This window comes from Leptolyngbya sp. FACHB-1624, from assembly GCF_047649235.1.
Taxonomy (GTDB): domain Bacteria; phylum Cyanobacteriota; class Cyanobacteriia; order Leptolyngbyales; family Leptolyngbyaceae; genus Leptolyngbya; species Leptolyngbya boryana.
Genome location: NZ_CP180258.1, coordinates 4419955 through 4438398, shown reverse-complemented (window position 1 = coordinate 4438398; position 18444 = coordinate 4419955). Strand labels below are relative to the sequence as shown.

Sequence of the window (18444 nt, the reverse complement as noted above, 5' to 3'; positions counted from 1 at the left end):
AAGCAAGTCAGTATATCTTCACATTTTCTCTAAATGCAAGAGAATAGATGTAAGCAGAACTGTGGATGGCGCAGGTTAAGAGATCGACAAAATGGTCTTGTTTCCTAACAGGGATTTAGACGATGAACGCATTTTTGAAGCGTACGCTCGTTGCTCAAGCTGGAGCGGCGATAGCGATCGCACTATCGAGTATTGATGTTGCCCCGGCTCATGCGTTAGCGATTGATGCCTCGCCAACTGGACTTGCAAATCCTGCTCAAACGATCGACTTTAGTGACCTCGCTGGCGAGGCACCGGCTGGTACCACTGCGCTTACTAATCAATATTCCAGCGCGGGAGTCACGTTTTCTAACCTTTATTTTGTGGGGTCTGCAGATTTCGACATTTCGAGTTTTGGCGAATTCCCTTACCAAGATCCAGCATCTGCATTCAATATCACTAGTTTTTCCAATGGAATGACAACTGTGAACCCCTTCTCTATCCAGTTCACATCTCCCCAAACACGCGCGGCCTTCAAAATCTATAGTAGTAAACCTACTGTAACCTTCACAGCCCTGCTGAATGGCACGCCGATAGAATCGTTTACCTCTAGTAGTATCTTTGATATGCCCGGAGATTACTATGGATTCACAGGGGTAACATTCGACCAAATCCAAATTGCTGTAGGTGGTGCGGAACTGAGAGCAGCAGGAATTAGTAGTCTTCAATTCGGAGAGGCAACGCCTGTGCCTTTCGGCTTCACGCCGCTTCCAGGGTTAGCGGTTTCTGGTCTGCTGTGTGGAATCAATCGTTTGCGTAAGCGATTTGCTTAGCAATTAGTTCATGAGAAAGCCTTGGAACTAGAATCTAACGTTGCTGATTGAACTGATGTAGAGCATTGTGATGAACTACTAGAACCCATTAGAACTCATAAAAGGTAATACAAACATCATTACAATCGAGAATCGTAAAGTCAGTACTTCCCCAAGGCTTCTTTTCTAACTTACCATTCGGATGGATCAGTGTACGATCGCATTCCACGATCTCCCGATACAAATCGGCAATGTCCTGCACTTCAATTCTTAAGGTTGTCCATTCCGCGCATTCTGGATCAGGGTTCTTTTGTAGAAACAACTCAATTTCATCGCGCGAAATCAAAGCTAATTCAGGCGTTTCACTATCTTGCCATTGCCGCTTGAAGCCTAGCTTCTGCTCATAAAATGCGATCGTTCTTGCAACATCTTCACCTGCTGGAATAAATGGGCAAATCCTTCTCAGCCTTGCCATTTGTATGCCTTGAGTTGTTTTGTACTAATTCTAAATGCTGAGGTAAGTAATCGCAATCTTTCCAGACAAACAAATCTCGACATCAGAACCGCGATCGCGCTTTCTCGCTCCATATTCGCCGCAGTAATAAAACTCATCACCCTCAATCCGAAAATCGGTGGGTAAGGGCTGCGTACAAGGATGACAAAACACCATTTCAGGATCGGGAGCATCAGGTTCAACGTAAGGAAGATTCACATTCCAATAAAATCCCGGCTCATAGAGACGATTTGCGAGATGCTCGACAACCTGGGCTGTCCATCGCGCCGAACGTTCCCAATCCACCGGGATTCTGCCTTTCTTATATTGTGAAATCGCAATTCCAGGCACGCGATGAAATGCTGCTTCTCGAATCGCTGCAACCGTTCCTGAAATATAAACATCAACGCCCATGTTACCACCGGAGTTAATACCTGACAGAACTAGCTTAGTATCAGGAAAAAGATAATTTAGCGCAATGCGACTACAATCCGCTGGAGTACCTGCGATCGCATATTCTTGATCGGTTCTTTTCTCAACTCGAATCGGTGCAGTCGTCGTGACCTGATGCCCACAGCCGGAATAATGACCACTTGGCGCAACCAAAATTCCAGATCCATTCACCGCTTTCAATAACGCTCGAATGCCTGGGGCATCAATGCCATCATCATTTGTCAAAATAACCGTCATTCAATCTCCCAAATAAATTCCTAACCCTCGTGCTGTCCTGACGAGTGTACTGTCTGGATCGACCACACAGTACTGCTGAATCGCATCCAGAATCGGTACATCAATCACATTACGATCGCGCCAAGCGACCATGCGATCAAACTTACCTTGTGCGATCAGATCCACGGCAGCAACGCCAAAGGCAGAAGCCAGTAAGCGATCGAGCGGGGAAGGTGTACCGCCTCGCTGAGCATGTCCTAGCACAGTTACCCGTGTTTCTGCACCATGACATTCATGAATCACATCGGCAAGATACTGCCCGACTCCTCCATAGCGCATCTCCCCAAATGCGTGAGTACAATTGACGGCTTGACCTGCCTCAGTTTTGACTGCTTCCGAAACAATAATCAATGAATAATTTTTACCTTGGGCTTGCCGTTCATCTAATTTGCGACACAAATTGCTAATCGTATAGGGAATTTCAGGAATCAAAATCACATCCGCTCCCCCGGCAATTCCCGCACTAATGGCAATATGTCCGGCATCTCGTCCCATCACTTCTAAAATCATCACGCGCGAATGACTTGCTGCTGTGAAATGTAAGCGATCGAGCGCTTCTGTGGCGATATTCACAGCCGTATCAAATCCAATCGATTGTTCTGTAATATCGACATCGTTATCAATGGTTTTCGGAATGGTGACGAGGTTCATTCCGCCTTGTTGCGCCAGTTTGCGAAGAATTGCCATACTGCCATCGCCCCCGATCCCAATGATGGCATCGAGGTTGAGCATACGATAGCCTTCGATAATCTCCTCAGAGCGATCGAGAATTTGCCCATCCGGCATCGGGAAAGCGAAGGGATTGCCTTTGTTCGTCGTTCCTAGCATCGTGCCACCCTGGGTCAAAATGCGATCGACTTTTTCAATCTCCAAAGCCGTAAACTCTGGCGGGCGAGCCATCAGCCCGTTTGTCGCTCGTGAAATTCCAAACACTTTCCAGCCATAGCCCGTCGCTCGATACACCACAGCGCGAATGATCGCATTCAACCCAGCACAGTCTCCACCACTGGTTAAAATTCCAATCCGTTTGACTTCACCCATAAATCCCCTACACTGAATAGGCTGTGTGAGTTTAATACGCCACGTCAGACAGTGTCCCAGATTACAGAATTCATTTAGGAATGTCAGAACATCCAGACATTTTCACGATTCCCACGCCGCCTGAGAACTATCGATCGGGCTTTGTTGGCATTATTGGTCGCCCCAATGTCGGCAAGTCCACGATTATGAACTTTCTCGTGGGTCAAAAGATCGCGATCACCTCTCCCGTTGCCCAGACAACTCGAAATCGGTTACGGGGCATTTTAACCACGCCTGAAGCCCAAATTATCTTTGTGGATACCCCTGGGATTCACAAACCGCATCATCAACTCGGACGAGTCTTAGTCAAAAATGCTCAAAGTGCGATCGACTCAGTGGATGTCGTTCTATTTGTCGTCGATTGCTCTGTTGTCGCAGGAGGAGGCGATCGCTATGTTGCAGAACTTCTAGCCCAGACTGAAACGCCTGTCATTCTGGGTTTGAACAAATCTGATCAGCAATCAGATGCAGAATTCGATCAAACCTACCAAACCTTAGCGGCGGATCGAAACTGGACGATCGCGAAATTTTCAGCCCTGCAAGGCGATGGCATGGAGGAATTGCAGCAGGCAATTATCGGACAGCTTGAACCCGGCCCCTACTACTATCCACCGGATTTAGTCACCGATCAGCCCGAACGTTTCATCATGGGCGAGTTGATTCGAGAACAAATCTTGATGATGACTCGTGAAGAAGTTCCCCATTCGGTTGCGGTTGAAATTGAGAAAGTTGTGGAGGAAGAAAAGATCACGCGAGTCTTTGCTGCCATCAATGTTGAACGTCCTTCACAAAAAGCAATTTTGCTCGGAAAAGGTGGAGGAATGATTAAAGCGATCGGGACTGCTGCCCGCGAGCAAATGCAAAAGCTAGTTGAAGGCAAAATTCACTTAGAGCTATTTGTGAAAGTCATGCCGAAATGGCGACAATCGCGAGTCAAGCTTGCAGAATTTGGCTATCGAGTCGAGGAAGAGTAGTGAACTGCTCAAAGTTGTTAATCGCGACTTTGAGCAGCGCTGCGATAGATTTAGTTTTTGAACGATTAGCAAATCGCTTTGCACTTGTGCGATCGCATCAAAAATACAGCGATCGCACAAAGTATCATAAGTTTGCCGTAATGAGATTCGATCTGTGTCTGCCAAAGATTTTTTTCATGATGCTGTCAAACACGCATTGCAGAAAGAACAATGGACGATCACAGACGATCCTTTGAAGTTCAAATTTGGCAACGTCAACTTTCAAGTTGATTTAGGAGCAGAACAACTGCTTGCCGCAGAGCGATCGGGCGAGAAAATCGCAGTCGAAATCAAAAGTTTTCTCAATCCATCAGCAATTACAGATTTCTACGCTGCATTAGGGCAATTTCTGAGCTATCGCCTTGCTCTAGAATCAATTCATCCTGATCGAACCTTATACCTTGCAGTCCCGTTCGATACCTATCAAACCTTTTTTCAGTACGAATTCACCCAAATTGCGATACAACGATATCAAGTTCTAATAATTGTGTACGATCCTGCCAATGAGGTGATCATGCAATGGACAAACTAATTCAATACCGCCAGTATATTCAAACGCTGTTGAGCCAGTACGCCAGCGATGATATTTCAGATGAGCAAGTTGAGGTGCAACTCATTCTTGATGCTGAACGGGATCATTATCAGTGGATGAATGTTGGTTGGCGAGGGTTGAATCGGATCTACCGTTGTGTCATGCACATTGATATCAAAAATGAAAAAATTTGGATTCAACAGAACCTAACTGATCAGAATCCGGCTGAGGAGCTAATCAAGATGGGCGTACCTAGAGAAGACATTGTTTTAGGATTACAGCCGCCTTACAAACGACCCTATACAGACTATGGTGTCGCCTGAAGAGAGGAAAAGTGCGCTTGGGGAGATAGGAGCAGAAACCATGATTTCAGATCTTCACCCTATCCCCCTATCAGATTTATTGCGGTCAATGACTCGCTCAGAAGCAATTAAGAGATATCACAAACTCAACAATTGCTGCATTGCCAGCCACCACTGATCGCGCCCTTGCTTGCGCTGCCAATACCAATATTCACAGCCCCACAACATCACCGGATCAAAGCCGATTTCTTGAACTCGATCGACAATACTCGTTGCCTGAAGTGGGGATGAACTTGGATACTCAAGCTGCGATACCGGAACTAACTCATTCGCCTCCCAAGGTTCCGCCTGTGCTTCAGCAATCCAGCTCTCTTTCCCCCATCGTCGCAACTGCGATCGCCAATCTTTTAACTTTTTCCAATACGAAGGTTGTGCCTCAAGATAGGCCTGACTCGCCCCTTGTGGCACTTTCGTATACACATTAAATCCAATCGCATCGGCTAACCAAAGACTGGCTCGAAAGGCTTGATCGTCTTCTTGTCCCTGTCCATCTGGGAGGGTAATTGCATTCGTTAGTAAAATTTTCTGACCTGCTTGCGCGCGAGATCGTACTAATTTCACTTCTTGTCGGACAAACTTCTCACTCAACGATCGCCCATGCGTAATCTCTAGCGTTGTAAACGGCTCATTCTCAACTTGCCAATACCGAATCGCTGGAGCCGTTTTTGCATGACTAACAACGCGATCGAGCATCTTCAACGTCAAATCTGCGATCGCAGGATCTCGATCCAAAACCCTCGCACTCGTCGTATCGTACTTTGCTCGCATCCAATCTGGAAAATGAAACTCAGGATAGCGAGGCGCTTTCATACCGACTGCTAATACGACCTGAATCCCGCGTCGATGGCTCTCATCTAAGAGCCAATCAATCTTACTGAAATCAAACTGATTCGCCTGCGGCTGCAATTCATGCCAATAAGCACACAGCCGCAACCGCTTAAATCCCAAATCGCAAATCGCTTGGAATGTCTCACGATAATCCAATCCCAAATACCAACATTGCAACTGGCTAAACGTCGTCCCTAATTTCATCGATCGAGGTGGAGTAACAAGATCCGGCAGAGAGATCGTTGCCCCTGCACTAGCAGCCATCAAATTGAGAAAACCAAAAGTCGAAAGTGCGGTGAATTGCCTGCGGGTTAAGTTGCGAGAAGCTCGATGAAATATCATGGCTCAAAGTAAGATAACGAACTCAGCACGCTGATCTACTTTTCAAATCATTGCATTCGCAATCGTGCTCACTTTCAACAACAAAGGCAATGCTAGCGGTTACGGGTGAACGATCGCAGAAAATAATGCAAGTAATTTCACAGCAAAAAATCAGTCTAGGTGAGTATATTATGCTACTCAATCTAAGTTGCGCGCGAAATCTTGAGGTCGTTAGTTCAACCCCCTCATTCACACTTGATCTTCAAAATTTATGTCGATCGCAAATTCAGACTGAGCCATCCCCAGTCTAAAAATCCCAATCTAAAATCGATTTAGCTCTGTTCGTCAATGCCCATCATTTCCCACCACCAATTCAGTGGAAAATAAACGACCGGTGCCCACAAACTGCTTAAAATTGCAGAACTCAGCGCAATAAATTGGTGATACGTCCAAATGTCAGACAGCGATCGTTCCCCTAAGAAACTAAACTGTAGCGCAGTGATCGTTTCTGAAATCACTGCCATGAGAAAGACAATGAGTGCAACAGAAATAAAGTCTTCTTGCACGTACCGTTGCTTTTGTAATTTTGCAGTCAAAGCTCCCACAATCATCAAGCCGATCGCATGAGTCGGTTCGGGTGCAGTCATGCCATCTTGCAACAGTCCCAAGATTAATCCTGCCATTGCGCCCTGCCAAACCACTCGTTTGACACTCCAAGCGACCACCCAAATTAAGAGCCAGTTTGGACTAATCCCTGCCAGTTCCATTCCTGGCAATCGCAGAGGCAAAATCAACAAACATAAAAATACCGATGCGACAGTTACGGCTCCATTCACAAGCGGGCGAGCGCTCGGATAGGTATCGACAAAATTCTCGATCGCACGCAGGCTCATGGCGTAGAACTCGGCAAAGCTTCAGGAGTGGGCGAAACAGTCAAACTAGCATCAGGACTCGGTGAAACAGTGGGATCAGGCGAGGCAGAGGGAGACGGAACCAGATTTGGTTTAGCTGCAGGTTGAGGATCTGCGAGAGCAGGAGAATGCGGATAAATCATTGCCCACTCTAAATAATTAATCGGGGCAGTCAGTTCGATCGTGGCTTCAGGAGCCGGACTTTTGGTGAGATCAACAGATTCAACTCGTCCGATCGGAATTCCCGCCGGAAACAGTTGACTAAACGAAGAAGTCGTCACCACATCATCTTTGCGGACATCTGGAACCTTCTCAAAAAATTCCATAACTGCGCGATTCCCTGTTTTCCCGCGCAGATAGCCCATAAATCGACTACGGCTAATCGCCACCCCAACACGACTAGAAGGATCGCTCAATAACAGCACTCGACTCGTACTCGGGCTAACATCAATGATCCGTCCGACCAGTCCGCCCGGACTCATGACCACGGCTCCTTCTTTCACACCATCGTTCGAGCCACGGCTCAACGTCACATGCTGCCACCAATGATCCGCACTCCGCCCAATCACTGAGGCTGGAATCCCTTCTGCCTTCTTCGACTTGACAAATCCCAGCAGTTCTTCGAGCTTTTGATTCTTGCTCTCTAGCTCGATTAAGCGCTGCTGTAACTCACGGGTTTGAGCATTCATCAACCGATCCATCGCCACTGGCTTACTCTGGAAGGGGCGAGTTAACCACTGATAAGTTTCCATCACAAACCCCGCCTGACTCTGACGTATCAAGAGTGCAGTTCCCAATCCAAGAGTAGCAAGAGTGAATGGAATCCCAAATCGATCCCACCAGCGACGCAGTTCGTACATTCAGCGCGTTCTCAATCAGTGAGCAGCCTAACAATACACCTTACCGAGGCAAGATTAAACACAATTTTCACACTTAAGGTCGCCCTATCAGGACAACTTTAGCGAGGCGGACGAGTACTAAACACCCGCTCTAATTGCTTAAAGTTTTCTAACACGCGCCCGGTTCCCAACACAACACAACTGAGAGGATCAGCAGCAACGTGTACGACGATCCCAGTCTCATGACTGATCAGGGTATCAATGCCTTTCAGCAATGCTCCACCACCTGCCAACATAATGCCTCGATCGATAATATCAGCGGCAAGTTCTGGCGGAGTTCTTTCCAACGTCCGTTTCACAGCATCGACAATCACAGACAAAGGCTCTGACATACTTTCACGAATTTCAGGTCCCTTAATCGTCACCGTTCGTGGCAATCCAGACAGCAAATGAAGTCCGCGCACTTCCATCATTTCTTCATCGACCGCACCTGGATATGCCGAGCCGATCTGAATTTTAATTTCTTCCGCCGTCCGTTCCCCAATCACCAGGTTGTGGACTTTTTTCATATATTGCACGATCGCGTCACTGAGTTCGTCCCCTGCAACTCGAACCGACTCGCTCAAAACGGTTCCTTGCAAGCTGAGAACAGCAACTTCCGTTGTCCCACCACCAATATCAATGATCATGTTCCCTGTGGGTTCAGCAACCGGCAATCCTGCCCCGATCGCGGCGGCTACTGGTTCATCGATCAAATAAACCTCACGCGCACCTGCCTGAGACGCAGCTTCCATAACCGCACGGCGTTCAACGCCAGTAACACCGCTAGGAATTCCAATCACAATCCGCGGAGAAACTAATGCTTTTCCTTCATGCACGCGCTGAATGAAGTGTTTGAGCATTAACTCAGCCGTATCAAAATCGGCGATTACGCCATCTCGAAGTGGGCGTAATGCCACAACGTTTCCGGGGGTTCGACCTAGCATCCGCTTTGCGTCTTCTCCGACAGCCAAGGGGACTCTGTCAGACTGGTCGATCGCCACGACGGAAGGTTCTGAGAGAACAATACCTTTTCCGGATACGTAGACCAGGGTGTTAGCGGTACCGAGATCGATACCCATGTCCCGCGAGAGGGAGAAGCGATTGAAAAAACCCACTAGATTCTTGCCTCTTTAACTGCAATGAGTACGCTGATCAAATGAAATGGTAAGCAATGATGCTGATCGATAGTGGATTTTATTACAGTTTCACCCCTGAGTCTAGGGGTTAGCACAAGTTAAGAGCAATGACCCAGAAAATCATTTAATATGGGAGGCAACTGCATTATTTAGTACAAAAGAACCATGAGCTTAAATGTTGTCACGCTGGTTGGGCGAGTCGGTGGAGATCCGGATGTCAAGTATTTTGAGTCAGGCAGCGTCAAGTGTCGGCTGACGCTGGCAGTGAATCGTCAGACACGCAATAGCGATCAGCCAGATTGGTTTAATTTAGAACTTTGGGGCAAGCAAGCAGATGTGGCTGCCAATTATGTTCGTAAAGGTAGCTTAATCGGGGTTAAGGGATCGCTGAAGCTCGATACTTGGACAGATAAAAATTCGGGCGCGGCGCGGTCGTCTCCTGTCATTCTAGTCGATCGGCTGCAATTACTCGGCTCGAAACGTGACAATGAAGGCGGCGGTGGAGAGTCGGCGGGTTACGAGGAGGATTTTTAGGAAGGTGGGGAGTGGGGAGTAGGGAAATCGCCATTCCCCCATTCTCGCATCAAATCCCTGGCATCCGATCTCTAAATCGTTCTCGCACTTCCCCGCGCCGTTTCTCCATGTGTTCCGAAAATTTCTGACGTTGTTCTTGAGTCAGAACACCGCGCATTTCTAACATGCTGTTAAATTGCGCTTCTGCGGCTTTTGCTCTTAGAGATTGAACCTGGCGAAATTTATCGCGAATCTCATCGTCTTTTGCATTTCCAGCCATTAATTTGCGTAACTCTTGTTGAGCTTGACGGGCAGCCGTGCGATCGCTGTCTAATTGATCTCGATAGCGCGATCGAATCTGCTGGATCGATCGCATCTGATCAGCAGAGAGATTTAAGTCACGCATCAATCCAGGTCCTCGCTTGCCAGGACGTTCGTTGGGAGCCTGGGCGATCGTAGGTGAATTCTCATTTCCAAAATCGATCGCCCGCAAAACCGCCGCGCTTCCCACTAAAACAAGCACGGTTGAAGCTGCCACGATCGCGACACGACGAAACATAGATTTCAACTCCTATTCATTCAAATTTGGTTCAACCAAGGCAAGATAATCGGGCATATCGTTTATCGATGCTCCCTCCACCACACTGGACCAATTGCTGGTCATAAAGCTTTCTATCTCATCGGCATCAGCCACCGGATAAGGCGTTTGTCCAGGTCGCGTGATCACCGTTGCCAAAAGGCAGGCAGCAATTCCAGCTACTAGAAAAATCAGCGATCGCGATCGCGCAGTTCTGCGCGGCAGGGATTGAATAATCTGGTCTTCTAAGCCGAGGGCAGGCGGAGGAGGATTCGACCGATGACGTTGAAGAAACTGAGTCAGATCCTCGTCATCTTCAGGAAAAGGTTTCATAATTGGACTCCTTGACGATCGAGAAATTGACGCATCGCACCACGCGCATGAAACAATCGAGACTTAACTGTACCCACTGGAATTTGTAGAATGTCCGCAATTTCTTTTTGCTGCATTCCTTCTAAATCATGCATCACCAAGACCGTTCGATGGTCAAAACTTAAGTCTTGTAATCCTCGCCTAACAATATCTTCGTAATGTAATTGCATGAGATCCGGTGCATCCTGCTGCTTTGAAGCTTGTTGAGTCAAAACTTCTAAGCGCGATCGACCTTTTGCCGCAGATTGCCGATAGTCGGATGCAACATTCCAAACAATTCGATAAAGCCACGTCGAGAATTGCGAAGACTGCCGAAATTTAGGCAAGCCTTTCCAGACTCGCAGAAACACTTCTTGAACCAGATCATCGATGGCGTAGACATCACAAAGTTGGTAGAGCAAAGCACGCACACGCGGATGATAGCGACGATACAGATGACGGAAGCTCTGAGTATCTCCCTCGATCGCAGCTAGAATCAGTTCGCGATCGCCCTGAGCCGCAGAATTTGAGGAAGAATCATTTGCTTGCACCGGAAATGTAGAACCTATCCAAGAAATTGCTACCGCTAACACTGGAAGATGTGCCTTCAATTCATTGAGGATACTCTTTTGACTGCACTAAGTTCAAAAGAGTTCAATCGGTCAACTCCAACTTCACCGAACCGCAATCTCGCTCTGTTGGGTCAATTATTCTCCTGGGAATACTAGATTCACTAATTTTCCATCCATCTAAGGAAAGATATTTTATGTATGGCTTAGTGAATAAGGCAATTCGCGACATGGTTTGCGCTCATTTTGGTGAGGCAACTTGGCACGAAATTCGACAAAAAGCTGATATTGAGATCGACGTTTTTCTGACGATGGAAGGATATCCTGATGACTTGACTCATCGGTTAGTGAAAGCAGCCAGCCAGGTCTTGGGACTCTCTTCTGCCGAAATCATGCAGGCATTTGGCGAATTTTGGGTACAGTATACCGCAGAAGAAGGGTACGGAGAATTGATGGCAATGAGTGGAGAGAACTTACCCGAATTCTTGCAGAATCTCGATACCCTCCATGCACGAGTTGGCGTTGCCTTTCCCAAACTTCAGCCTCCTTCGTTTGAGTGCACTGAGACAGATGAAGCATCAATGACTTTGGCATACCACACGCATCGAGAAGGACTCGCCCCCATGGTTGTTGGATTGGTTAAGGGCTTAGGCAACCGATTTGAGACTGAGGTAGAAGTGACTCAGACACAAAGCAAAGCAGAAGGGGCTGACCATGATGAGTTTGTGATTCAATACCATCAAGACTAATCACATATGACTTCACCTGAGTTGCCCCGTGAAGCTTGGAGCCTACCCCCGCATCTCTTTACGACCGCATTTCCCTTTCACTTTGTTTACGATCGCGGTTTAACGATTATTCAAACTGGGGAAGTGCTGCAACGTATGAGTCGAAAACCCTTGGTCGGCAGTTCCCTCCGCGATCACTTCAAAATCAGCCGTCCAAGAGTACAACTCGATTTTGAGGCAATTCAGAAACACTCACAGGCTCTGTTTTTGCTGGAACTCCTGCATAGCGATCTACACATTCGAGGGCAAATGGTGTATGTCGAAGAACAAGATGTCATCTTCTTTCTCGGTTCTCCTCGGATCAATGACACCCAGCAATTAGCCCAATTGGGTTTGAAATTTAAGGATTTTGCGATTCACGATCCGATCATCGATTTTCTGTTTTTAATGCAAGCCAAAAATGCAGCACTCAACGAAGCCCGCCAGTTAACCCAAGATCTCTCTCAAACGATCCAGGAATTGCAGCAAACCCAAATGCAATTGGTGCAAAGTGAGAAGATGTCTAGCCTAGGACAATTAGTGGCAGGCGTTGCTCATGAAATTAATAATCCCGTCAACTTTATTCACGGAAATTTGCATTACGTTGAGAAGTATATGCAGGACTTATTGGATATGCTGCAAGCTTACGAGCGATCGTATCCGCATCCGGACGCGACGATCGTCGATCTGAGCGAAGCGGTTGATCTTGAATTTCTCCGTGTGGATTTACCGAAAGTTTTAGCTTCGATGGATATCGGTACGATTCGGATTCAAGAAATTGTTAAATCCTTGAGGAATTTCTCCCGCTTGGATGAGGATGGCATGAAAATTGCCGATATCCACGAGGGAATCGATAGTACTCTGTTGATTCTGCAAAACCGCCTCAAGTCAAAAATAGACCGCCCAGAAATTAGAATCATTAAAAATTATGGCAATCTGCCCCCTCTGAAATGTTATCCGGGGCAATTGAACCAGGTTTTTATGAACTTGCTCGTGAATGCGATCGATGCCCTGGATGAAGCTGCATCCCAATGCTCAAAACAAGAGTGTGAAGCTAATCCAGCTACCATTACGATCACTTCAGAGATGCAGTCTGAGCATTCTGTCTCGATTGTGATTGCAGATAATGGCACTGGCATCCCAGCTTCAATTCAAGCAAAGCTGTTTGACCCGTTTTTTACAACAAAACCTGTAGGGCAAGGAACGGGACTGGGACTCTCTATTAGCTATCAGGTGATTACAGAGCGACATGAAGGCACGATCCAATGCATTTCAGAACTCGGACAGGGGACTCAATTTTGTATCACTCTGCCGATCTCATAAGCCGCGCAATAACTGATCCGCTACAATTTATCGACTTAGCATAGGATTGAGAAGGAGAAATCATTCTTTTTGCTTATGTCTGCGTCGCCTCAAGTTGTTCTGATCACGGGTGCATCTGCGGGAATTGGAGCCGCACTTGCTCAAGCCCTCGCCGATCGCATTCCCAACATTCGATTAATTTTAGCGGCGCGGAACTTAGCCAAGCTTGATCTTGTTGCCGATCGTGCTCGAAAAAAAGGAGCCGAAGTGCTCACCGTTGCAACAGATATGGCTGAGCCGGATCAAGTGAAAGCGTTGGCAAACACCGCGATCGAGAAATTTGGCAGAGTTGATGTGTTAGTCAATAATGCGGGGTATGGGCAAATGGGACCGATCGAACTGATGCCGATCGAGGCAGCTCAGCGCCAGTTCCAAGTCAATGTGATTGGCGCGATCGCATTAATTCAAGCCCTGATTCCGGTGATGCGAGATCAAGGGGGCGGCAAAATTATTAATGTCAGTTCGCTTGGAGGACGGATTGCATTTCCATTTTGTGGAATGTACAGTGCTTCTAAATTCGCTCTAGAATCGCTCAGTGATAGTTTGCGGCGAGAATTAGAACCGTTTAATATTCGAGTTAGTGTGATTGAACCCGGTCCCGTCAGTACAGAATTCTTTGATGTGGTGGAGCGGGAAGTGAATATCACGATGCCGGACGGGAAAGATACACCATATCGCGCAGCTTTTGAGAATCTAGATAACCTAGATAAACTCACAAAAAGCCAGGCTTGGAGTTCTGACAAAGTTGCAGCGGTCATCGTTAAAGCTATCATGGCAGAATATCCTCAACCCCGATATGTAGCAGCGACGGCGGGTGGATTCCTGTTGTTTATGATGACTAAGGTGTTACCGACATGGATCGTCGATCGCTTTTGGCAGAAGTTTTACGGCATCGATCGAGTCGCCAAAGAGTGGAAAAATCGTCAACGTCAGCCCTCCCTGTAATGAATTTACTCGAATATCAAGCCAAAGAGCTATTTCGCGAAGTTGGAATTCCAGTGCTTCCAGCCCAGCGAATTGAGCGTCCAACTGATTTGAAAGCACTGAAAATTCCTTACCCCGTTGTATTGAAATCCCAGGTATACGTGGGAGAACGGGGACGAGTCGGCGGAATTCGTTTTGTCAGTAATACAATCGATGCCATTGCTGCCGCTCATTCGATTTTCAATTTGTCGATCGTCGGCGAATACCCCAAAGTTCTCTTGGCTGAAGCGAAATACGATGCTCAGCAAGAATTTTATCTGGCGGTTGTGTTAAATCGCTCGATTCGTCGCCCTGTCTTACTGGGATCGAAGAAAGGCGGGATCGATGTTCAGACCTCGATCGACGAGATGCAGCATGTGGTCGTCGATCAAGAATTTTCCTCATTCTATGCGCGTCGATTAACGATCAAAATGGGACTGAGTGGCGATTTGATCAACTTGGTCAGTGATGTGGTGGAGCGAATGTATCGCCTGTTCATTGATAAAGATCTCGATTTAGTCGAAATCAATCCCTTGGGCGTGAATGCCGCAGGCGAAGTCATGGCACTCGACGGAAAAGTCAGCGTGAATGATGCGGCCCTAGGACGGCATCCAGCGCTTGCTGCTTTGGATAACCGACCCCAAAAATTTGTGCTCGATCGCTTACCGGATTCGCTCACGACGATCGATGCCGATGGACAGATTGCCATTCTTTGTAATGGGGCAGCGTTGACCATGGCAACGATGGATTTAGTCAGTCAAGCGGGTGGCAAGCTCCTGCACTATCTCAACATTGGCAGCGAAACCCATCACGATTGGCAACCTGAAACGCTCTGTGACCGGGTTGACCAAGGCTTGAAAATGCTGTCGCAGAACAAGCAAGTCAAAGTCATTTTAGTGAACCTCGTCGGTGGAACGGTTCCGAGCGATCGTATTGCTTCAACGATCTCAAAATTTCTCCAGCGTCCGCCTGCGCCTCCGATCGCGATTGGGGCACATAAAGATAATCTCCGGATTAGCCGAGGCGTGCCAGTTCCTAAGCTGGTGATTCGGCTGTTGGGCACCAACATGAATGAAGCAAAAGAAATCCTAGCAAGCACTCCTGCCCTGGTTCTAGACGATCTCGATAGCGCGATCGAGCAACTGATTGCTTTCACAAAGCGGCGCGAAGGTTAAGACGGTATTAACCTTGTTTTAACCAAAATATAATTCGAGTGTTTTTACGGATTTTTTGCTTGACCAAATCGTTTCTTTTTTGGAGTTTGGCAAATCTAGGCAACTGTGCCTTAACTCACACAACTATAATTCTAGGGATGACTTGATCCTTGGAATAGCGTTATCATAACGGGATCTACGAGAATGCTTCGAGCCGATTGCAATTCCGTAGTGATATTAGAAATACGAATACTTGTGTCATAGAATGCTGAACCTAAACGGATTGTATCGCCAAAGTCAACCGTCTATAGTTCTAGCGAAAAGCTCATTTTGAACAGTTTCGCGCGCCATTCAGCGGAATGATTTTTAGTCTACCAGCGATCATCTATTTCTTATGATATTTACGCCAGCCAGCAAAGTGATTGTGCAAGGCATTCTGGAACCATTGGGAGAAATTTATACTCCTTTGATGCAGAAGTACGGAACTCAGATTGTCGCAGGGGTTAGCCCTGGCAAAGGAGGTCGTTCGCTGGCTGGAATTCCGGTATTTGACATGCTGGAGCAGGCGATCCCGAAACTGGGATCGATCGATACAACGGTAATTTTTTCGCCCCCCTATGCTGCCTTAGACGCTGCCTTAGAAGCGATCGCGGTTGGAATTCGTCAGATTATTCTGATTAGCCAAGGGATTCCTCCTTTAGATATGGTACATCTGATCCGTAAAGCTGAGGCAACCGATACGCTCATTGTGGGACCTAATAGTCCGGGTGTGATTGTTCCAGGGCAAATGCTCCTCGGGATTCATCCTCCAGACTTTTATCGACCTGGGTCAGTCGGACTGGTGAGTCGAAATGGAACCCTAACTTATGAGGTAGCTTGGGTGTTGTCACAAGCGGGCTTAGGGCAATCGATCGCGGTGAGTATTGGCGGCGATACGATTATGGGTTCGACGTTTCCGCAGTGGTTGCAGATTTTGGATGAAGATCCTCAGACCGATGTGATTGTACTGGTTGGGGAAATTGGCGGAGATTGTGAGGAAGTGGCAGCGCACTATATTGCAGAAGCGATCGATAAGCCTGTCGTTGCCTATGTTGCGGGTCGGAGTGCACCCCGCAATCGCCGGATGGGACATGCTGGCGCGATTATTGATTCGCAGGCAGCGGATCTAGGACCAGATTTAGGCACGGCTGAAAGTAAGGTGGCGGCATTTAAGCGGGCAGGCATTCCAGTGGCGGAAAGACCTTCAGAAATTCCTGAGTTGGTCAACCGGATCCTGAAAACCTCTGTGAAAAAAGCAATCTAAAGCCCGAACTTCGCAGACCCATTTCTATTGCTTTTCTGGGTTGGATCGATTCGGGGAATCAAATGGATCATCTTGGAATGCTTCTCGAACCGAGAATACCTGTTGGGGAATTCCGATCGAGATCCCCGCTGCGTCCAAGGCTTGTTTGACTCGCCGCCGGAATTCTCGCCCGACCACGGCTGGTTGTAAAGGTTGGGTTTTAATCCAAGTTCGTAAGGTAATCCCTGCATTGCTAAAATCCTCAACGCCTAATACTTGAGGGGCTTCGAGAATTTTGGTATGCCAGTCGGGATCTGCGCTGAGATCTCTGCCAACTTTTTCGATCAGCTGAATTGCGCGATCGACATCTGCATCGTATGAAATGACAATCGACAAATCGACTCTTGACCAATCTTTCGAGAGATTTTCGACGATCGCGATCGAACTATTGGGAATCGTGATTAATCGTCCATCTGCACTACGAATCTGAGTAATTCTGAGACTAATAAATTCGACTAATCCACTGACATCATCGACTTGAATAATATCGCCTACTGCATATTGATCTTCAAATAAAATGAGAAATCCATTGATCATATCTTTGATCAAATTCTGAGACGCTAAAGAGATACCAATCCCAATAATTCCTGCACCCGCGAGCAATGGCAGAATTTGAATTCCGATAATCGATAGAATAATCACAATGCCAATGCTAATCCACATTAAGCTGAGGATACCTTTTGCAACGCCCGAAAACGTTGAAACTCTCAGTGCCACCCGTTGAGAGGCATCTGGCGTTGATTCAGAAATATCAAGTGCTCCGAAGATGCGATCGACGATCAGATCACTCAATCGAATTACCAAATAAGTCGCAACAATAATTCCAAGTACCTTTAACGGTGTTGAAAGGACGAGCGGTTGGAGGGGACGCGAATCTGGAAAGAGTCCCAAAATGAAATAGATGCCAGCCATCCAGATTCCGATCTGCATCAGTTGCAGCGATCTCCGTTGCATATCTTGCAAGGTTCGCTCCCGCCTACTTTTCATCTGTTGTTTGACAGTGAGTTGAGTGCGAGGACTCGCTGTTTCTGGTGTGTTCGGCAGAATGTCAGCCGGGGAGGGCGTTTCGTCTTCAAGCAGCCTTTGTCGCTTGCGCAAATATTTTTGCAAGCGGGAAACGAGCCAACTGAGTGCAAACATGCCACCCAGAGTCGCGATCGCTTTTCCCGTTTGTTGCGTGATCACTTCAGGCTGTCGTTCTCGTTCCGCTTCGAGTAAAGCGGTGCGAATGATCCGAGTGAGTTCTTCTGCATAAGGAGTCGGTTCTTGTCCCTGAAGTTGGGCATCCAATGTTGTCACGGTCATCAAATACCGTTGATTGATGGAAATGATCGGCAGGTTGCTATTTGCGTCTAGTGTGGAATTAACTTGAAGGTCAGGGGCGTTCCGTTGATTTGCGAATCGTTGCAAGGTGGCTTCAATACTTTGGCGACGCACTGCGATCGCGCTTCTTTGGTTCGGTTGATTCGGCTGAGCCGTCGCAGGCAGCGCGATCGTGAAGAGTTCCCGTCCGTCAAGTTGAATCCCGGTCGTGACAATATCGGTGCTATTGATTTGGGGAAGGGCAATTTTAGGAGTTGGCAGAATTGGGGTTTGTGCCAAAGTCGTTGGACTGAGCACTAGGATTAGGCTCAGAGCAAAACCGAAAAGAAAGCCGAAACGACGCAACCTTAAGCCTCCTATTTTTAAATACAGCATTGGATTGACAGAGTTTGATCCCCTGACTAGATCCAGTTGAAATTTAGTCTCGATCGACCAAGATAACCAAA

21 protein-coding genes are annotated in these 18444 nt (G+C 47.3%); 10 read left to right on the top strand and 11 right to left on the bottom strand.

Annotated elements, in window-relative coordinates; genetic code table 11:
- Nucleotides 1–122: 122 nt before the first annotated feature.
- A complete protein-coding gene (locus ACMUEV_RS21015; protein ID WP_190651634.1) occupies nucleotides 123–812 on the top strand; it encodes a hypothetical protein in 690 nt (229 codons plus the stop codon).
- Between the two features lie 88 nt (nucleotides 813–900).
- Here ACMUEV_RS21015 and ACMUEV_RS21010 read toward each other — a convergent pair whose 3' ends face one another.
- Genes ACMUEV_RS21010 through ACMUEV_RS21000 form a run of 3 tightly spaced genes read right to left on the bottom strand, consistent with a single transcriptional unit; the run spans nucleotide 901 to nucleotide 3054 of the window.
- The gene (locus ACMUEV_RS21010) at nucleotides 901–1266 is read right to left on the bottom strand and encodes a VOC family protein (RefSeq protein ID WP_190651632.1); all 366 of its coding nucleotides are present in this window, start codon (nucleotides 1264–1266) and stop codon (nucleotides 901–903) included.
- A gap of 30 nt (nucleotides 1267–1296) precedes the next feature.
- On the bottom strand, nucleotides 1297–1974 hold the full coding sequence (gene surE, locus ACMUEV_RS21005; protein WP_190651630.1) for a 5'/3'-nucleotidase SurE: 678 nt from the start codon (nucleotides 1972–1974) through the stop codon (nucleotides 1297–1299).
- The gene (locus ACMUEV_RS21000; RefSeq protein ID WP_017287322.1) at nucleotides 1975–3054 is read right to left on the bottom strand and encodes an ATP-dependent 6-phosphofructokinase; all 1080 of its coding nucleotides are present in this window, start codon (nucleotides 3052–3054) and stop codon (nucleotides 1975–1977) included.
- Nucleotides 3055–3134: 80 nt separating this feature from the next.
- On the opposite strand from ACMUEV_RS21000, the gene era reads away from it, so the two are divergent.
- The 3 genes from era to ACMUEV_RS20985 all read left to right on the top strand — a co-directional run bounded on the left by era (nucleotide 3135) and on the right by ACMUEV_RS20985 (nucleotide 4961).
- Nucleotides 3135–4067, top strand: coding sequence for a GTPase Era (era, locus tag ACMUEV_RS20995; RefSeq protein WP_190651628.1), 933 nt, complete (start codon nucleotides 3135–3137; stop codon nucleotides 4065–4067).
- Nucleotides 4068–4221: 154 nt separating this feature from the next.
- Complete coding sequence (locus ACMUEV_RS20990; protein WP_190651626.1) at nucleotides 4222–4638, top strand: XisH family protein; 417 nt, start codon at nucleotides 4222–4224, stop codon at nucleotides 4636–4638.
- Nucleotides 4626–4961 carry a XisI protein gene (locus ACMUEV_RS20985; RefSeq protein WP_190651625.1) on the top strand — a complete coding sequence of 112 codons (336 nt, stop codon included), beginning with the start codon at nucleotides 4626–4628 and terminating at the stop codon, nucleotides 4959–4961. The genes ACMUEV_RS20990 and ACMUEV_RS20985 overlap by 13 nt, the downstream gene beginning before the upstream one ends.
- 117 nt (nucleotides 4962–5078) lie before the next feature.
- On the opposite strand, the gene ACMUEV_RS20980 is transcribed toward ACMUEV_RS20985, so the two are convergent.
- From ACMUEV_RS20980 to ACMUEV_RS20965, 4 genes are all read right to left on the bottom strand, one after another.
- Entirely contained in the window at nucleotides 5079–6170 is a 1092-nt protein-coding gene (locus tag ACMUEV_RS20980) for a beta-galactosidase (protein WP_190651623.1), read from the bottom strand.
- Nucleotides 6171–6481: 311 nt separating this feature from the next.
- A complete protein-coding gene (gene mreD / locus ACMUEV_RS20975; RefSeq protein ID WP_190651621.1) occupies nucleotides 6482–7042 on the bottom strand; it encodes a rod shape-determining protein MreD in 561 nt (186 codons plus the stop codon).
- A complete protein-coding gene (gene mreC, locus ACMUEV_RS20970) occupies nucleotides 7039–7920 on the bottom strand; it encodes a rod shape-determining protein MreC (RefSeq protein ID WP_190651619.1) in 882 nt (293 codons plus the stop codon). Before mreC ends, mreD begins: the two co-directional genes overlap by 4 nt.
- Nucleotides 7921–8018: 98 nt before the next feature.
- Nucleotides 8019–9020: a rod shape-determining protein gene (locus tag ACMUEV_RS20965; protein WP_017287315.1), complete on the bottom strand. Its 1002-nt coding sequence runs from the start codon at nucleotides 9018–9020 to the stop codon at nucleotides 8019–8021.
- Nucleotides 9021–9242: 222 nt separating this feature from the next.
- Between ACMUEV_RS20965 and ACMUEV_RS20960 the strand changes: the two genes are divergently transcribed.
- Nucleotides 9243–9611 carry a single-stranded DNA-binding protein gene (locus tag ACMUEV_RS20960; RefSeq protein ID WP_017287314.1) on the top strand — a complete coding sequence of 123 codons (369 nt, stop codon included), beginning with the start codon at nucleotides 9243–9245 and terminating at the stop codon, nucleotides 9609–9611.
- Between the two features lie 49 nt (nucleotides 9612–9660).
- Here ACMUEV_RS20960 and ACMUEV_RS20955 read toward each other — a convergent pair whose 3' ends face one another.
- From ACMUEV_RS20955 to ACMUEV_RS20945, 3 genes are read right to left on the bottom strand one after another with little or no spacing between them, the layout of a single operon-like run.
- Entirely contained in the window at nucleotides 9661–10149 is a 489-nt protein-coding gene (locus ACMUEV_RS20955) for a Spy/CpxP family protein refolding chaperone (RefSeq protein WP_190651616.1), read from the bottom strand.
- 12 nt (nucleotides 10150–10161) lie between these two features.
- The gene (locus tag ACMUEV_RS20950; protein ID WP_190651614.1) at nucleotides 10162–10500 is read right to left on the bottom strand and encodes a hypothetical protein; all 339 of its coding nucleotides are present in this window, start codon (nucleotides 10498–10500) and stop codon (nucleotides 10162–10164) included.
- Complete coding sequence (locus tag ACMUEV_RS20945; RefSeq protein ID WP_415354676.1) at nucleotides 10497–11111, bottom strand: sigma-70 family RNA polymerase sigma factor; 615 nt, start codon at nucleotides 11109–11111, stop codon at nucleotides 10497–10499. Before ACMUEV_RS20945 ends, ACMUEV_RS20950 begins: the two co-directional genes overlap by 4 nt.
- Nucleotides 11112–11284: 173 nt before the next feature.
- Between ACMUEV_RS20945 and ACMUEV_RS20940 the strand changes: the two genes are divergently transcribed.
- The 5 genes from ACMUEV_RS20940 to ACMUEV_RS20920 all read left to right on the top strand — a co-directional run bounded on the left by ACMUEV_RS20940 (nucleotide 11285) and on the right by ACMUEV_RS20920 (nucleotide 16636).
- Nucleotides 11285–11836 (top strand): heme NO-binding domain-containing protein, encoded by a 552-nt coding sequence (locus ACMUEV_RS20940; protein WP_190651611.1) that lies wholly within the window; start codon nucleotides 11285–11287, stop codon nucleotides 11834–11836.
- Between the two features lie 6 nt (nucleotides 11837–11842).
- On the top strand, nucleotides 11843–13177 hold the full coding sequence (locus tag ACMUEV_RS20935) for a sensor histidine kinase (protein ID WP_190651609.1): 1335 nt from the start codon (nucleotides 11843–11845) through the stop codon (nucleotides 13175–13177).
- 75 nt (nucleotides 13178–13252) lie between these two features.
- Nucleotides 13253–14161, top strand: coding sequence for an SDR family NAD(P)-dependent oxidoreductase (locus ACMUEV_RS20930; RefSeq protein ID WP_017287308.1), 909 nt, complete (start codon nucleotides 13253–13255; stop codon nucleotides 14159–14161).
- Nucleotides 14071–15354 carry a succinate--CoA ligase subunit beta gene (locus ACMUEV_RS20925; protein WP_242044454.1) on the top strand — a complete coding sequence of 428 codons (1284 nt, stop codon included), beginning with the start codon at nucleotides 14071–14073 and terminating at the stop codon, nucleotides 15352–15354. Before ACMUEV_RS20930 ends, ACMUEV_RS20925 begins: the two co-directional genes overlap by 91 nt.
- A 373-nt stretch (nucleotides 15355–15727) precedes the next feature.
- Entirely contained in the window at nucleotides 15728–16636 is a 909-nt protein-coding gene (locus ACMUEV_RS20920; RefSeq protein ID WP_017287306.1) for a succinate--CoA ligase subunit alpha, read from the top strand.
- Between the two features lie 24 nt (nucleotides 16637–16660).
- Here the strand turns inward: ACMUEV_RS20920 and ACMUEV_RS20915 are convergent, their stop codons facing one another.
- Nucleotides 16661–18295, bottom strand: coding sequence for a mechanosensitive ion channel family protein (locus ACMUEV_RS20915; protein WP_051077786.1), 1635 nt, complete (start codon nucleotides 18293–18295; stop codon nucleotides 16661–16663).
- Between the last annotated feature and the right edge of the window lie 149 nt (nucleotides 18296–18444).

What these genes read in the sequence shown, in the direction of transcription:
- ACMUEV_RS21015 (WP_190651634.1), top strand. Translation starts at nt 123, where the DNA reads ATGAACGCATTTTTGAAGCGTACGCTCGTTGCTCAAGCTGGAGCGGCG.
- ACMUEV_RS21010 (WP_190651632.1), bottom strand. Translation starts at nt 1,266, where the DNA reads ATGGCAAGGCTGAGAAGGATTTGCCCATTTATTCCAGCAGGTGAAGAT.
- surE (WP_190651630.1), bottom strand. Translation starts at nt 1,974, where the DNA reads ATGACGGTTATTTTGACAAATGATGATGGCATTGATGCCCCAGGCATT.
- ACMUEV_RS21000 (WP_017287322.1), bottom strand. Translation starts at nt 3,054, where the DNA reads ATGGGTGAAGTCAAACGGATTGGAATTTTAACCAGTGGTGGAGACTGT.
- era (WP_190651628.1), top strand. Translation starts at nt 3,135, where the DNA reads ATGTCAGAACATCCAGACATTTTCACGATTCCCACGCCGCCTGAGAAC.
- ACMUEV_RS20985 (WP_190651625.1), top strand. Translation starts at nt 4,626, where the DNA reads ATGGACAAACTAATTCAATACCGCCAGTATATTCAAACGCTGTTGAGC.
- ACMUEV_RS20980 (WP_190651623.1), bottom strand. Translation starts at nt 6,170, where the DNA reads ATGATATTTCATCGAGCTTCTCGCAACTTAACCCGCAGGCAATTCACC.
- mreD (WP_190651621.1), bottom strand. Translation starts at nt 7,042, where the DNA reads ATGAGCCTGCGTGCGATCGAGAATTTTGTCGATACCTATCCGAGCGCT.
- mreC (WP_190651619.1), bottom strand. Translation starts at nt 7,920, where the DNA reads ATGTACGAACTGCGTCGCTGGTGGGATCGATTTGGGATTCCATTCACT.
- ACMUEV_RS20965 (WP_017287315.1), bottom strand. Translation starts at nt 9,020, where the DNA reads ATGGGTATCGATCTCGGTACCGCTAACACCCTGGTCTACGTATCCGGA.
- ACMUEV_RS20960 (WP_017287314.1), top strand. Translation starts at nt 9,243, where the DNA reads ATGAGCTTAAATGTTGTCACGCTGGTTGGGCGAGTCGGTGGAGATCCG.
- ACMUEV_RS20955 (WP_190651616.1), bottom strand. Translation starts at nt 10,149, where the DNA reads ATGTTTCGTCGTGTCGCGATCGTGGCAGCTTCAACCGTGCTTGTTTTA.
- ACMUEV_RS20950 (WP_190651614.1), bottom strand. Translation starts at nt 10,500, where the DNA reads ATGAAACCTTTTCCTGAAGATGACGAGGATCTGACTCAGTTTCTTCAA.
- ACMUEV_RS20940 (WP_190651611.1), top strand. Translation starts at nt 11,285, where the DNA reads ATGTATGGCTTAGTGAATAAGGCAATTCGCGACATGGTTTGCGCTCAT.
- ACMUEV_RS20935 (WP_190651609.1), top strand. Translation starts at nt 11,843, where the DNA reads ATGACTTCACCTGAGTTGCCCCGTGAAGCTTGGAGCCTACCCCCGCAT.
- ACMUEV_RS20930 (WP_017287308.1), top strand. Translation starts at nt 13,253, where the DNA reads ATGTCTGCGTCGCCTCAAGTTGTTCTGATCACGGGTGCATCTGCGGGA.
- ACMUEV_RS20925 (WP_242044454.1), top strand. Translation starts at nt 14,071, where the DNA reads ATGGATCGTCGATCGCTTTTGGCAGAAGTTTTACGGCATCGATCGAGT.
- ACMUEV_RS20920 (WP_017287306.1), top strand. Translation starts at nt 15,728, where the DNA reads ATGATATTTACGCCAGCCAGCAAAGTGATTGTGCAAGGCATTCTGGAA.